We start from the raw sequence: 13776 nt of genomic DNA, 5'->3' as shown, positions 1-13776 counted from the left end.
GCCGTTTCACGATCGGCGTCGGTTCCAGGCGCAGGCCGCTGCAGGGCGGCCTGCGTCGACTGGCAATTACTTGCCCGAAGCATCCTGCTCGACCACCAGGTCCAGCACATAGACTTGCGACGGGGCGTCGGCTGGCGGGTTCTTCCATTCGTACTGCTTTACCCGCACCACGGTACGCACGCCGTCATGGTGCTCGTAGCCCTCGATGGACTGGTACAGCGGGTGCCAGTTGTCCTCGGTCGGCAGTTGCAGACCAGCGTCGTCATAACGGCGCTCGCGCACTTGCAGGCACTGGTAGTTGGGGATCAGCGGATGGCTGCACTTGACTGTGTTGGCGGCAACTTCCAGGAACTTGGTCTCACCCTTGCTGCCGTAGCGGGTTTCTGGAGTGGCTTCGCCCTGAAACTTCAGCACCGAACCGTCCTGGGTGGTCAATTGCAGCATGGGTGCGTGGGTTTCGCCGCTGAAGGCCGCGCGCAGATCACCTTTCAACAGGCGTCCGATCTCGGCATCCAGGTCCATCAGGCGCTTGTCGCAGGCCATCATGGTCGAAGCCAGTTGCTGCACCTTCAGGACACCGTTCTGATAGCTGTAGCCACCGAACTGGTTGTTGCAGCCACCGCTGATGTTCAGGCGCTGGTCACCGAAATTCAGGCGCAACTTGCGCTCGATGCCTGAGGCCAGGGCTGCGTTGGGCTTGCCGGCTGCATCGCTGGCCGATGCCAGGTTCCAGTAGTAGGCCGAGAGCAGAGGCTGGGCTGCGGCAGACGCGGTGGTGGCCGGCATGGAAGGCGATCCTTCATGGGAGGTGGAAGCCGGGGTGCAGGCCTGAAGCAGGGCGGCACAGACGGCGACGAGGAGAATATTCTGTTTCATGGTTCGCTCTTTCAGCCTTGAAAAATAAGGGCGGCATCCTCGCAGGTGGGGTGCGCGCGCCGGTAAGCCGGTTTTGTCGAGGATGTATCGGGTTGTCCGGCGACAACTCGAGGTGACCTCTGCAGCTACCGATGGCAATCGGACAGCATTGATCCCGTTCGGTTTCATGGAATGGGTGATGGGTAAGTGTTACGAAATTTTGCACACTACGCTGGCGGTTTTCGAGCGGATGTCTTGCTCCCCGAGCCCGCGGGTAAGTCGTTCATGGTAGCGGCTGGATGAGCTCGGCGCCCTGGTTGCGTGCATTACCCACTGCCATGCCGACCCGATACCACTCGAAGCGCTCGGCCGGCTCGCCCAGGCCTAGGGCCATCTGCTCGGCAGCTTCGCTGGGCAGGTCGGGCGCCATCCAAGCCACGGCCAGCTGCGCTGACAGCACCACTGGCCTGCGGTCGTGGACATCGACCAGGCCGCCTTGAGCGTCGGCGGTGATGATGACGAAGCCGTCGCGTTCATTGTCGGAAAATTGGCCGATGGCCGCGCAGAGGGCAGGGTGGCCATCGCGGCGGCGGATGAAATACGGCTGTTTCTTCGCCGCGCCCTCATCGACCCATTCGAACCAGCCATCCACGGGCACGACGGCGCGGAGGGGCCAGATCGAGCGAAAGTAGGGCCCATGGGCGACCTTCTCGGCCCTGGCATTGACCGGCGTGACAGGGGCGGTGGCCCAATGTGGGCGCCAGCCCCATTTCACCAGATCGGCCCTGCTGCCGGCAGCCTCCCGGCGCAGTACAGCCACGGGCGTGCCGGGGGCGACGTTGTAGCGCAGCAATGCCCGGTCACCCACGGCGTTACGCCAGGCATCCGGCATGCTGAGCGTTTTGACGAATTCATGGATTCCACGGTACTGGCTGAGCCTTCCGCACATCGTAAGCCTCTCCTGCGTACGCAGGTGAAGCATAGATCGCGCGAGGTCTTGTGCTGCAGGCAAAGAAAGGCCCGCTGGGGAGGGCGGGCCAAGTGTTTCACGGATGAGTCGTCAACTTGCCACAGCAGACGTGAAAATGTTGTCAACGACCGAGGCTTGCGCAGGAAGGAAAGCCCAGAAAAAAGAAAACCCGCCAGATCGGCGGGTTGAACAGAACGTATCGAAGCCAGGCCAGTCTGCCTTGTAGAATGTCAGAATTTCGTGAATGTCATTCTGGCAGGCGCTCAGTAACCGTTACTGAATTTTTCATTGACCATGCGGCGTTTGACCGCGTAGTGCTTTTGATCGATGGCATTCAACAGTAACTGGCTGTCGAGTTCCTCCATCTCGTTTCTTTTCAGGCGTGCGACATGCGCCCGGGTAACCTGATAATTGATCGACTCTGCTGCGTTGTAGCCACTGAATGGGTCCCATAGAACAGACACTGGCCAGAGCAACAGGTTGACCGTACCAGGAACATACGCTCGTCCGTAGAACGATCCGCCACCCGGTAACAGCCCTAATAGCATTGCGGCTGTGGGGCTCTTTTCTTCGGCTGCCAGGTTGTTGGCACGGTAATGGTCGAGTTCGGCCTGCTGAATGGAGTTCAGGCCGGAGGCGCAGCCGCTGGTCAGCATGAGGAGTGCGGCAATGAGTAGGGGGCGGTAATACATTGTGTATCCTTTCTTGCGAGGCAGTTACTCGCGCAAGGTAGGACGCGAGGTGATCACATGCTGCGCTGATGCTGGCCATATTGCTGTCATCCTATTTGCTCAAAGACGTCCGAAATGGCGATTTCAGTGCAGCCGTGCCCCTCAGCCATGCAGGAGTTCCAGTTGGCTGATCACGCATATCGAGCCATCCGAGGCCGGGGTGGTCGAGCTGAAATCCAACTGGTTGTAAACCCCGCCGTGGAAGTTGAACGTATGGCCATTCCAGCTTGACGTCATGTTCAGCATTGCGCTGCTGCCGGTGCGGCCGGCGCAAACGGCCGACACCGTGGCGGCGCCCGCCGCAGTGACCTCGATGGTAATGTCGAAAGGCGCGCCCAGCGGCACCTCGGCCAGGATGGTGCTACTGGTCGGTATCCCCTGGTTGAAGTCCTGGCGAAAACCAAGGGTGACCTTCCCTTTGTTCCAGAACACCTTGATGACCGGGCTGTCGTCATCTTTCACATGCATCTGCGCGATCACCACCTTCTGTGCCGAGTTGACCCGCTCCAGCACCATGCGTTGGTGATTGACATGCCGGCCGGCGCTGGCCAGCGTCCAGTAGACCGCTTCCTTCCACTCACAGCGGGTGCGGTGGGTGCTCTTGCTCGCCGCCCCTTTGGTTGGGGCGGTCATGCGCACGGCACCATCGTCCAGGCGGCTGACAACCTGGGGCAGGGTGGCGAGGGCCTGGGCGCCGGTCAATTCCAGCGCCACTGGGTTGCTGGACGACTTTGCCACTGGGGTGGTGATGATCAGGTTGTCGATGTTCACGGTCATGGTGGATACCTCCTTGATGATAAAGATCCTGCACCGCATGCGAGCCTTGAAAGGGCGCTCGGTTCATCGGGCAAGGGAGGTCCAGGCAAAAAAAGCCCGCCAGGGCGGCGGGCAAAGAGCGTTTTTGAAGGGAGAGCCTGCACTGTGCGCCTGGTCGGTTAAGCCGGGGTTAAGCGCCATGAGGATTGACCCTGTGCGTCGATGCGCCTATATAGGCCTGCCGTTGTTACCGGAGCCTGTGATGCACGACGAAGACGATCTGCACGAACCTGAGCACGACCATCTGCTCGACCCTGAATTCCACGAGGGCTACGACCCCGAGGCGGATGCATACGGGGCCCTTGACGAAGTCGAGGAGGACGAAGAGTCGCTCGACGACTTCGATGACGAAGAGGACCATCCGGCCTGGCACGACGACTGCGACGACTGATGTCGACGCGGGTGCTCAGCGGCGGTCGAGGGAGAACCGCCCGGCACCGCTGACGGCCAGCAGCAGCAAGCCGCCAATGATGCTGAGGTTTTTCAGGAACTGGGTCATGTTGGCGCTGCGCTCGGGTTCGACCATGTTCCAGAACGGATGCCCGATCAGCGCGGTACCCAGCACAAACAGGGCGAACAGCAAGGCCAGGGGGCGGGTGTAGAACCCCAGGATCAACAGGATGCCGACCAGCAGTTCCATGATCACGGCGATGGCCGCAGCCAGCATCGGGGCGGGGGCGCCCAGGGAGGTCATGTAGCCGACCGTGCCTTCGAACCCGGTCAGCTTGCTCCAGCCGGAGAGCACGAAGAGGATCATCAACAGGATGCGGGCGAGCAGCAGAATGAAGTCGCGTTGACCATCGAGCAGGCTATAGCGCATGGCGGCGCTCCAGTGAACAGGGACAGGTTCCACTCTAGCAGCTGCGCGGCGGATTTCCGGCGGGTATGAAAAAGGCGCCGCAAGGGCGCCTTCATCGACAGAAGATGGTGCGAGTGGCGGGACTCGAACCCGCAAGGCTCACGCCGACAGATTTTAAGTCTGCTGTGTATACCAATTCCACCACACTCGCACGATTGGCTGGCGCGCCGCAGGGCAGCCTGGGCCAGACAATCAGGCGCGCTTTATAACCCATTGTTATAGAAGCGTCAACCAGCCTAATGTTCAGGATTCGATAGCACGCGCGATATCGCGCATCTCGCGGGCACTATGGCGCAGGTCATCAACGTGCCCGCCCATTGTGTGCGCATCTGCCTGATGAATCGAATGACGCAGGTAACGGACATGGCCGTCCAGCGCCTGGCTCAGTTCATCGAGTTCGCTGGCGCTGCGCATCAGGTCGTCCTGCAGCCCTTGCATGCGAAGGTTGGAGGTCATGATGGTTCCTGTGGGATCCGGGGCACGGGCACTATAGTTCAATTGACAGGATGCCGCCATTGCGCCACTGTCGCGCATTGGATCCAACTAGGCCTGTCGCCATGTCATCGCTTCCCCCTGGCCCGGACGCAACGCGGCGTGTTCGCCCAAAGTTGTTCTGGCGCTTGTTGTTCCTTCTGGTCTGCCTGCTGGCGGCGTTTCTTTACGCAGGCTTCATCAGCCTGGGTGGTTACCTGCTGATGCTCGGCTTCGACCAGGAGGCTACGCAGCCCAGGCGCTTGCTCGCCTTCGCAGGCGCAGCGCTGATCCTGCTGGTGGGGGTATGGCTGCTCAAGGTGGCGATGCCGCGCAGGCTGGTGCCGACCGTGGTGGAGCGCGAGCGCTGACGATCGTCGCATAAGGTGCAGTGCATGCTGGACTTTTGACTACGCTCAATATGTCCTTTCGCGGTGCTTGTGGAGCTCACATGGTTTCGACAGACCGCCCCACCCATTCGGTGATGCCCGAGGCACGCTACGAGCAGTTGGTCCAGGCGGTGGTGGACTACGCCATCTATATGCTCGACCCAACCGGCCATGTGGTGTCCTGGAACGCTGGCGCGCAGCGGATCAAGGGCTACGTTGCCGATGAGGTGATCGGCCGGCATTTCTCGCTGTTCTTCAACGCCCAGGATTGTGCCGACGGCCGCCCGCAACGCTTGCTGCGCCAGGCACTGGAAGAAGGCAAGGCGCAGGACGAAGGCTGGCGCGTGCGCAAGGACGGCACGCAGTTCTGGGCGCTCGCCGCGCTGGATGTGATTCGCGACGCGCAAGGCGAGGTCATCGGCCTGGCCAAGGTCACCCGCGACATCACCGATCGTCGCGAGTCGGCCCAGCAGCTCGATGCCATGCGTGCGCAATTGTTCCAAGCGCAAAAGCTCGAGGCCTTGGGGCAACTCACCGGAGGCCTGGCCCATGACTTCAACAACCTGCTGACCATCATCCTCAGCTCAGCCCGGCTGGCCAGCAGCAGCCAGGATCCGGCACGTGTGAGGCGCTTGCTCGAGCATATCCTCGATGCTGGCCAGCGCGGCACCCAGCTGACCCAGCAACTTTTGAGCTTTGCCCGGCATCGGCAACTGAGCATCACGCGCATCGTGCCTGCCGAGGCGATCGATATCATTTGCGGGCTGGCGGAGCACGCATTGCCCCGGGAAATCGAATTGCTACCCCAGGTACAGCCTGACTTGCCGCTGATCGAGGTGGACGCCGGGCAGTTGCAGATGGTCTTGCTGAACCTGGTGTTCAATGCCCGCGATGCCATTGTCGCCACCGGGCAGATCCGTATGGTGGTCGAATGCGTGCAGTTGTCTGGCGAAGTGGATGGGCTGTGCGGGCGCTTTGTGCGCTTCGATGTACGTGATGACGGCCAGGGCATTGACCCGCAGGTGCTGCCACGGATCTTCGAGCCGTTCTTCACCACCAAGGCCTTCGGCAAGGGCACTGGCCTTGGCCTGAGTCAGGCCTATGGTTTCGCCCGGCAGAGCAATGGTGCGATCGAGGTGTCCAGCCGGCTTGGCGAGGGCACCTGCATGAGCCTGTACCTACCAGCCCGGACGGGCCCCGATTCGCTTTCGACCGACGGATAGACAGCCATGGTAGAGCAACTAAAGCGACTGGCCACGGGCATCGCGGGGCTCGATGCGCTGCTCAAAGGGGGGTTGGTGGTTGGCGCCTCCTATATCGTTCAAGGGCATCCCGGTTCGGGCAAGACCATCCTGGCCAACCAGCTGGCGTGCAACCATGTGCGTGAAGGTGGTCGGGTACTGGTGGCGACGTTGCTCAGCGAGTCCCATGAACGGCTGTTCCAGTACCTGTCGACCCTGAACTTCTTCGACCCGGCGCTGGTGGGCGACACCATTCAGTTCGTCAGCGCATTCGACACCCTGGAGCAGGAGGGCCTGGATGCGGTGGTCAGGCTGTTGCGCCAGGAAATTGCCCGGCAGCAGGCCACCTTGCTGATCGTCGACGGGCTGCTCAACGCCCGCTCCAGGGCGGAAACCAGCCTCGACACCAAGAAATTCGTTTCCGAGCTGCAGGGGCATGCGGCATTCGCCGGCTGCACACTGTTGTTGCTGACCAGTGCGCGATTGGATGAAGGCAGCCCCGAGCACACCATGGTTGATGGCGTGATCGAGCTCGGCGAACACCTGGTCGGCAGCACGGCGGTGCGCCATGTCCAGTTGCGCAAGACGCGTGGCAGTGGCGCGTTGTCCGGGCGCCACGAATGCCTGATCACGGAGGCCGGGTTGCAGGTCTACCCGCGCCTGGAGTCGCTGTACAGTCGCCCCAGCCAGGCAGGAGCGCAAACCCTGAGCAGGGTCGCCACGGGTGTTGCCGACCTCGATGCCATGCTCGGTGGCGGGTTGGCCGAGGCGTCGGTGACCCTGCTGATGGGGCCATCGGGCGTAGGCAAGACAGCGCTGGGCATCGCGTTCCTGGCCGCTTCGACCCAGGCTGCTCCGGGTCTACATTTCGGTTTCTACGAGACGCCTGCGCGGTTGCGGTTGAAGGCCTGTGCGCTGGGCTTCGACCTGCAGGCACTTGAGCGTGAAGGTAGCGTGCAACTGAGCTGGCAATCGACCAGCGAAGGCTTGCTGGATCAACTTGGCGCCCAGCTGTTGGCACAGGTCGAGGCGCTCGCTGCCAGGCGCGTGGTAATCGACAGCCTTGGAGCCTTCGGCCGCCTGGCGCTGGAGCCTGCCCGACTGAATGCCTTCTTCCGCGCGCTGACCGGTGAGTTGCGCGCCCGTGGCGTGACGGTGCTGCTGACCTGGGAGATGCGTGACATCTTCGGCGCGGAGATCACCGCGCCGGCCCCCGACCTGTCGAGCATCGTCGACAACCTGATACTGATGCGCTTCGCCGAGCTCGACGCGCAACTGCACCGCGCACTGTCGGTGATCAAGGTGCGTGACAGCGACCACGACCCTGCTTTGCAGGCGCTGAATCTGGGGCCTCATGGCATCAGCCTGGCGCGGGCGTTCGACGGTGCCAGTGGCGTGCTCAGTGGCTCGGCGACACCGCCTGGAGATCGTTGATGGGATGAACAGCATCCTGATCGTCGACGACGAGTACCTGATTGCCGATATCCTCGGTTTTGCCCTGGAGGACGAAGGCTACCTGGTTGAAAAGGCGAGCAACGGGCGCAAGGCCCTGGAGGCTTTGAAGGAAAAGCGCGTGGACCTGGTGATCACCGACTACATGATGCCGGTGCTCAATGGCGAAGAACTGCTGCAAGCCATACGTGAAGAGCTGCAACTGGCGGACCTGCCGGTCATTCTCATGAGTGGCGCCCAGGCCAGCCAGGGTCGGGCCTGCCCCGGGAGGTTCGCGGCGGTGTTCGACAAGCCATTCGACATGGACCGGATGATCGCCACGGTGCGCGAACTGCTGGGCACCTGAGGTTCAGGAGAGGCTCCCCGCATGGGCGGGCAATCGATCAGGCGCATCCGTGCGGCATGATGCAGTTGGCGTGCGGGTTACTCGTCGTTGCTTTTTTCGGGCGCCGGGCTGCCCGCCTGGATCCGCTTGTAGATCTCTTCACGGTGCACCTGGACATCTTTCGGTGCATCGATACCGATCCTCACTTGCATCCCCTTGACGCCCAGAATGGTGACTTTGATGTCATCGTCGATGACGATGCTTTCGCCAACCTTGCGGGTGAGTATCAGCATGTAGTTCTCCTTGGTGATGTAGAAAACCGCCGAGCCAGGTGCTCTGCGGTGGGAGCCTGTCCCTCTTCCTTCTCATTAAAGACGCTTTCGGCGGATAGTAATTCCCCGACAGACAAATTCTGTTGTCGATCTTTAGTTGCAGGTGCCGGCAGGGCTGCGAGGCCACTCCACGGCAAGGTGCTCGGTGGCAAGGATAGGGTGCTTGGCGCCATATGGGAAATTTCTCTGCTCGATGAAGTAAATAGTGTCCGTCAATGATCGTCTTGGCGCTCCAACATCTGCAGGAAACGTAGCAGTGCCACTTCCTCGGTTTCCAATCCCTTGCGCGGACGGACACGGGGCAATGCCGAAAGACGGCCGAGGTGGAAGTGCTCAAGGACGGCTGGATGGATGTAGCAGCGTCGGCACACAGCCGGAGTGTTGCCCAGGCGCGTCGCCACCTGGCGGACGATGGCGGCGACCTGCCGGCGCGCCTCGCTGTCGGGCTCCCAGGCCTGTGGCCTGAGCAGGCTCAGGGCCAGGCTGCTGCCGGCCCAGGTGCGGTAGTCCTTGGCGGTGAAGTCGGCGCCGGTCAGCTGCTGGAGGAACTGGTTGACCTCGGTCGAGCCGATGCCATGGCGCTGTCCTTGTTCGTCCAGGTACTGGAACAAAGCCTGGCCGGGCAGTTCCATGCAGCGCTTGACCAGGCCGGCCAGGCGTCGGTCGGTCAGGGTGACGTTGTGTTCGACACCGCGTTTGCCGCGGAACTGGAAGCGGATACGGCTGCCCTTGACCTGCACATGGCGGGTGTCGAGGGTGGTCAGCCCGTAGGAGCGGTTGTCGCGCAGGTACTGGCGGTTGCCGATGCGGATCAGCGTGGTGTCGAGCAGGCTGATCACCAGCGCCATGACCTTCTCACGGCCCAGTCCGGGGGAAGCCAGGTGCGTGTCCAGTTGCTTGCGCAGCTTCGGCAGCACCTCGGCGAAGGCCAGCATGCGCGCGTACTTGTGCTGGTCGCGCAGCTCGCGCCATTGCGTATGGTAGCGGTACTGCTTGCGCCCCCGGGCGTCGCGCCCGGTGGCCTGCAAGTGCCCTTGCGGGTCGGCGCAGATCCACACGTCGGTGTAGGCCGGCGGGATCACCAGGGCGGCGATGCGTGCCAGGGTCTCTTTATCGCGTACCCGCTGGTTGCCGGCGTCGAAATAGTGGAAGCGGTCGCGCCAGCGCCGGCGGGTCAGGCCGGGCTGGCTGTCATCGACATAATGCAGGGCGGCAGGCAACGGGCAGTCGGGCATCGGCGCAGTCCATCGAGGGCACTCATGCTGCAATGGACAGCATCCGCCGCGTCATTGCTCAGCCCAACAGTGCCACCGACTTGATCTGCGCCCACAGCAACTGGCCCGCGCGCACGTCGAGCTGGTCCGCCGAATAGCGCGTGATGCGTGCCAGCAGCGCACTGCCGGCGGCATCCAGGCTGACCAGCACATGGGCCGGGTTGTCCGCCGGGCGGCATTCGCGGACCCGCACCGGCAGGCGGTTGAGAATGCTCGACGCGCCGTCGGCGGCCAATGCCAGGCTGACGTCCCGGGCCTGGACCTTCAGGCGCAGGCTGCTGCCCACCTGCAAGGCGGGGTGGGCGATACGCAGCAATTGCCCCTCCGTGCCGGGCAGGCGCAGGTCGAACAGCTCATAATGCGGGTCGTGGCCCACCACCACGCCTTCGAGCACCACCCCGGCATCCTCGCCCTGGGCCAATGACAGGTCGAGGCGGGCCAGGGTCTGGCCGATCGGCCCGCTGGCCACCGCCTTGCCCTGTTCGAGCAGAACCAGGTGGTCGGCCAGGCGCGCCACTTCGTCCTGGGCATGGCTGACGTAGATCAGCGGGATATCCAGCTCGTCGTGCAGGCGCTCCAGGTACGGGAGGATTTCACGCTTGCGCGCGCTGTCGAGCGCAGCCAGGGGCTCGTCCATCAGCAACAGTCGCGGGCTGCTGAGCAAGGCTCGGGCGATGCCGACGCGTTGTGCCTCGCCGCCGGACAGTGTCGCCGGCTTGCGCGCCAGCAGGTGGCCGATGCCCAGCAGCTGGCAGGCCTGTTCCTGGCTGATCTTGCGTGCCTGCGGTGCGATACGGCGCCAGCCGAACTCAAGGTTGCCTTGCACCGACAGGTGCGGGAACAGGCTGGCCTCCTGGAACACGTAGCCGACCGGGCGCCGGTGAGGTGGGATGAAGTGCCCGCGGGCGCTGTCTTCCCACACCTCGCCATTGATTTCGATGTAGGCGCTGGCGGCCCGTTCCAGGCCGGCCAGGCAGCGCAGGCACGAGGTCTTGCCTGAGCCGGAGTGACCGAACAGGGCGCTGATGCCGCGACCGGGCAGGTCAAGGTCGACGTCCAGGGTGAAGTCGTCACGCGCCAGTTTCAGGCGCGCCTGTATCGATGCGCTCATTTCAGCTCCAGCCTGCCTTGCCACGGCGGCCGGCATAGAGCATCAGCAGCACCAGGAACGAGAACACCAGCATGGCCCCGGCCAGCCAGTGGGCCTGGCTATATTCCATGGCCTCGACGTGATCGAAGATCTGCACCGAGACCACACGGGTCTTGTCGGGAATGTTGCCACCGATCATCAGCACCACGCCGAACTCGCCGACGGTATGGGCGAAGCCGAGGATGCTGGCGGTAATGAAACCGGGGCGAGCCAGGGGCAGTACCACGTGGACGAAGGTGTCCCAGGGGCTGGCGCGCAGTGTCGCTGCCACCTCCAGCGGGCGCTGGCCAATAGCGCCGAAGGCGTTCTGCAATGGCTGCACCACGAAGGGCATCGAGTACACCACCGAGCCGATCACCAGCCCGGTGAAGCTGAACACCACGCTGCCCAGGCCCAGAGCCTGTGTGGCCTGGCCGATCCAGCCATGGGGGCCGAGGGCCAGCAGCAGGTAGAAGCCGATTACCGTTGGCGGCAGCACCAGGGGCAGGGCCACTACCGCGCCGATCGGCCCGCGCAGCCAGGAACGGGTGCGCGCCAGCCACCAGGCGATGGGCGTGCCCAGCACCAGGAGGATGGCGGTGGTCAGGCTGGCCAGCTTGATGGTCAGCCAGATGGCGCCCAGGTCACTGGCGTCGAGAGGCATCAGAGCTCATAGCCGTAGGACTTGATCACCGCGGCGGCTTTCGGGCCCTTGAGGTAATCGACCAGGGCCTTGGCGGCCGGGTTGTCCTTGCCTTTGTTGAGGATCACCGCATCCTGGCGGATCGGGTCATGCAGTTCGGCGGGCACGAGCCAGGCGGAGCCTTCGCTGACCTTGCCATCCTTGTAGATCTGCGACAGCGCGACGAAGCCCAGCTCGGCGTTGCCGGTGGAAACGAACTGGAAGGCTTGGGTGATATTCTGGCCCTCGACGATCTTCGCCTTGGTGGCTTCGGTCAGCTTCAGCTTGTCCAGTACCTGGGTGGCGGCCAGGCCATAGGGCGCGGCCTTGGGATTGGCGATGGACAGGTGCTTGTACTCGTTCTTCTTCAGCACATCACCCTTGGCGTCGACATAGCCTGGCTTGGCCGACCACAGCGCCAGGGTGCCGATGGCGTAGGTGAAGCGCGAGCCTGCAACGATTTCCTTTTCCTGTTCCAGCTTGGCCGGAGTGCTGTCGTCGGCGGCGAGAAACACTTCGAATGGCGCGCCGTTCTTGATCTGTGCGTAGAACTGGCCGGTGGCGCCGTAGGCAGCGACCAGCTTGTGGCCGGTGTCCTTCTCGAAATCCCTGGCGATGGCCTGGATGGGCGCTGTGAAGTTGGCCGCGACGGCGACCTGGACTTCATCGGCCCAGGCACTGTTGAGGCAGATCAGGCTGGCGAGGGTGCTGGCGGCCAGACAGAACAAGCGAATACGCATGAAGACGGCTCCTGAGGGATTATCGTTATGGTGCGGAATATATAGCGATAAGCCGTCTGTCGGGAAGGGGTTGGTGTGATTTGCCGTCGGTTGTGGCCTTGTTGTGGAGCTGCGTGGCAGCGGCGCACGGCCGCTCCCACGCAGGTGATGCTTGAACGCTATTCCCTGCGCGACAGCGCAGCCCAAGGGGTGGGCGATCTCCAGAAGATCATCGCTACGCCGCCAATCGTCCGTTGGCAATTGCCTCCGACGCCGCCAGCATCGCCCGCAGCAGCACCGCGCAGCCGGCGGCGAGGTCCTCGGGGGTGGCGTTCTCGATTTCGTTGTGGCTGATCCCGCCCTCGCACGGCACGAAGATCATCCCCGCCGGGCCCAGTTCGGCAAGGAAAATCGCGTCGTGCCCGGCGCCGCTGACGATGTCCATGTGCGCCAGGCCCAGGTTGCGTGCCGAATCACGTACCGCCTCGACGCAACCTTTGTCGAAATACAGGGCCGGGAAGTCAGCGGTGGGCACCAGCTCGTAGTCCAGCCCGTGCTTGGCCGTGGTGGCCTCGATCACCTGGCGCACCTCGGCGATCATCGACTCCAGTCGCTGGCCTTCCAGGTGGCGAAAATCCAGGGTCATGCGCACTTCGCCGGGGATCACGTTGCGCGAGCCGGGGTAGGCCTGCAGGCAACCGACCGTGCCGCAGGCATGTGGCTGGTGGGCGAGGGCGGTGCGGTTGACCGCCTCGACCACGGCGGCGGCACCGACCAGGGCGTCCTTGCGCAGGTGCATCGGCGTGGGGCCTGCGTGGGCCTCGACGCCGCGCAGGGTCAGGTCGAACCACTTCTGGCCGAGGGCGCCGAGCACCACGCCGATGGTCTTGTGCTGGTCCTCGAGGATCGGGCCCTGCTCGATATGCGCCTCGAAGTAGGCGCCGACCGGGTGGCCGGACACGGTGCGGCTGCCGGCGTAGCCGATTGCGTTCAATGCCTCGCCGACGCTCACGCCCTGGGCATCGCGCTTGGCCAGGGTGTGCTCGAGGGTGAACTTGTTGGCGAACACCCCAGAACCCATCATGCACGGGGCGAAGCGTGAGCCTTCCTCGTTGGTCCACACCACCACCTCCAGCGGCGCTTCGGTTTCCACGCCGAGATCATTGAGGGTGCGGATCACCTCCAGCCCGGCCATCACGCCAAAGCAGCCGTCGAACTTGCCGCCGGTGGGCTGGGTGTCGATATGGCTGCCGGTCATCACGGGTGGCAGCTTGGCGTTGCGCCCTGGGCGGCGGGCGAAGATGTTGCCTACGGCGTCGATGCTCACCGTGCAACCGGCTGCTTCGCACCACTGCACGAACAGGTCGCGAGCCTGGCGATCGAGATCGGTCAGCGCCAGGCGGCATACGCCGCCCTTTGGCGTGGCGCCGAGGCGGGCCAGGTCCATCAGCGATTGCCACAGGCGGTTACTGTCTATGTGGTGTTGGCTGGATTGCAGGATTTCCTTGGCGGGGGTGGTCATGGGGTGTCT

The 13776-nt window shown here is 63.4% G+C and carries 17 protein-coding genes and 1 tRNA gene; 5 read left to right on the top strand and 13 right to left on the bottom strand.

Annotated features, from left to right (window positions below):
• Positions 1 to 66: 66 nt before the first annotated feature.
• From LOY42_RS16640 to LOY42_RS16625, 4 genes are all read right to left on the bottom strand, one after another.
• Positions 67 to 876 carry an META and DUF4377 domain-containing protein gene (locus LOY42_RS16640; RefSeq protein ID WP_139671967.1) on the bottom strand — a complete coding sequence of 270 codons (810 nt, stop codon included), beginning with the start codon at positions 874 to 876 and terminating at the stop codon, positions 67 to 69.
• A 262-nt stretch (positions 877 to 1138) separates the two neighbouring features.
• On the bottom strand, positions 1139 to 1804 hold the full coding sequence (locus LOY42_RS16635; protein ID WP_258598496.1) for an SOS response-associated peptidase: 666 nt from the start codon (positions 1802 to 1804) through the stop codon (positions 1139 to 1141).
• A gap of 284 nt (positions 1805 to 2088) precedes the next feature.
• Positions 2089 to 2517, bottom strand: coding sequence for a hypothetical protein (locus LOY42_RS16630; RefSeq protein WP_139671961.1), 429 nt, complete (start codon positions 2515 to 2517; stop codon positions 2089 to 2091).
• 141 nt (positions 2518 to 2658) lie between these two features.
• Positions 2659 to 3333, bottom strand: a complete 675-nt coding sequence (locus LOY42_RS16625; RefSeq protein WP_139671958.1) for a polysaccharide lyase family 7 protein — start codon at positions 3331 to 3333, stop codon at positions 2659 to 2661.
• A gap of 241 nt (positions 3334 to 3574) precedes the next feature.
• Here LOY42_RS16625 and LOY42_RS16620 point away from each other — a divergent pair, with 241 nt between their 5' ends.
• Positions 3575 to 3763, top strand: a complete 189-nt coding sequence (locus tag LOY42_RS16620; RefSeq protein WP_046857840.1) for a hypothetical protein — start codon at positions 3575 to 3577, stop codon at positions 3761 to 3763.
• A 15-nt stretch (positions 3764 to 3778) separates the two neighbouring features.
• Here LOY42_RS16620 and LOY42_RS16615 read toward each other — a convergent pair whose 3' ends face one another.
• The 3 genes from LOY42_RS16615 to LOY42_RS16605 form a co-directional block, all read right to left on the bottom strand.
• Complete coding sequence (locus LOY42_RS16615; RefSeq protein WP_102683315.1) at positions 3779 to 4192, bottom strand: DoxX family protein; 414 nt, start codon at positions 4190 to 4192, stop codon at positions 3779 to 3781.
• A gap of 105 nt (positions 4193 to 4297) precedes the next feature.
• Positions 4298 to 4382, bottom strand: a tRNA-Leu gene (locus tag LOY42_RS16610).
• Between the two features lie 92 nt (positions 4383 to 4474).
• Positions 4475 to 4687: a hypothetical protein gene (locus tag LOY42_RS16605; protein WP_139671955.1), complete on the bottom strand. Its 213-nt coding sequence runs from the start codon at positions 4685 to 4687 to the stop codon at positions 4475 to 4477.
• Between the two features lie 101 nt (positions 4688 to 4788).
• Between LOY42_RS16605 and LOY42_RS16600 the strand changes: the two genes are divergently transcribed.
• The 4 genes from LOY42_RS16600 to LOY42_RS16585 all read left to right on the top strand — a co-directional run bounded on the left by LOY42_RS16600 (position 4789) and on the right by LOY42_RS16585 (position 8130).
• The gene (locus LOY42_RS16600) at positions 4789 to 5073 is read left to right on the top strand and encodes a hypothetical protein (RefSeq protein ID WP_177486044.1); all 285 of its coding nucleotides are present in this window, start codon (positions 4789 to 4791) and stop codon (positions 5071 to 5073) included.
• 80 nt (positions 5074 to 5153) lie between these two features.
• A complete protein-coding gene (locus LOY42_RS16595; RefSeq protein WP_139671952.1) occupies positions 5154 to 6314 on the top strand; it encodes a nitrogen regulation protein NR(II) in 1161 nt (386 codons plus the stop codon).
• A gap of 6 nt (positions 6315 to 6320) precedes the next feature.
• Positions 6321 to 7766, top strand: a complete 1446-nt coding sequence (locus LOY42_RS16590) for an ATPase domain-containing protein (RefSeq protein WP_258598490.1) — start codon at positions 6321 to 6323, stop codon at positions 7764 to 7766.
• A gap of 4 nt (positions 7767 to 7770) precedes the next feature.
• A complete protein-coding gene (locus tag LOY42_RS16585) occupies positions 7771 to 8130 on the top strand; it encodes a response regulator (protein ID WP_102683311.1) in 360 nt (119 codons plus the stop codon).
• 77 nt (positions 8131 to 8207) lie between these two features.
• On the opposite strand, the gene csrA is transcribed toward LOY42_RS16585, so the two are convergent.
• From csrA to LOY42_RS16555, 6 genes are all read right to left on the bottom strand, one after another.
• Positions 8208 to 8402, bottom strand: coding sequence for a carbon storage regulator CsrA (csrA, locus tag LOY42_RS16580; RefSeq protein ID WP_023628788.1), 195 nt, complete (start codon positions 8400 to 8402; stop codon positions 8208 to 8210).
• 251 nt (positions 8403 to 8653) lie between these two features.
• Positions 8654 to 9676 (bottom strand): DNA topoisomerase IB, encoded by a 1023-nt coding sequence (locus LOY42_RS16575; protein WP_102683310.1) that lies wholly within the window; start codon positions 9674 to 9676, stop codon positions 8654 to 8656.
• 58 nt (positions 9677 to 9734) lie between these two features.
• Positions 9735 to 10826 carry a molybdenum ABC transporter ATP-binding protein gene (gene modC / locus LOY42_RS16570; protein ID WP_258598487.1) on the bottom strand — a complete coding sequence of 364 codons (1092 nt, stop codon included), beginning with the start codon at positions 10824 to 10826 and terminating at the stop codon, positions 9735 to 9737.
• A gap of 1 nt (position 10827) precedes the next feature.
• Positions 10828 to 11508 (bottom strand): molybdate ABC transporter permease subunit, encoded by a 681-nt coding sequence (gene modB, locus LOY42_RS16565; protein ID WP_102683308.1) that lies wholly within the window; start codon positions 11506 to 11508, stop codon positions 10828 to 10830.
• Positions 11508 to 12266 carry a molybdate ABC transporter substrate-binding protein gene (gene modA / locus LOY42_RS16560; RefSeq protein WP_139671946.1) on the bottom strand — a complete coding sequence of 253 codons (759 nt, stop codon included), beginning with the start codon at positions 12264 to 12266 and terminating at the stop codon, positions 11508 to 11510. The genes modB and modA overlap by 1 nt, the downstream gene beginning before the upstream one ends.
• A 214-nt stretch (positions 12267 to 12480) precedes the next feature.
• The gene (locus LOY42_RS16555; RefSeq protein WP_139671943.1) at positions 12481 to 13767 is read right to left on the bottom strand and encodes a Zn-dependent hydrolase; all 1287 of its coding nucleotides are present in this window, start codon (positions 13765 to 13767) and stop codon (positions 12481 to 12483) included.
• Between the last annotated feature and the right edge of the window lie 9 nt (positions 13768 to 13776).

The sequence above is a fragment of the Pseudomonas sp. B21-023 genome (assembly GCF_024749165.1).
Lineage (GTDB): Bacteria > Pseudomonadota > Gammaproteobacteria > Pseudomonadales > Pseudomonadaceae > Aquipseudomonas.
Note: the sequence above shows the minus strand (reverse complement) of the source record. Positions and strands in the feature narration are given on the sequence as shown.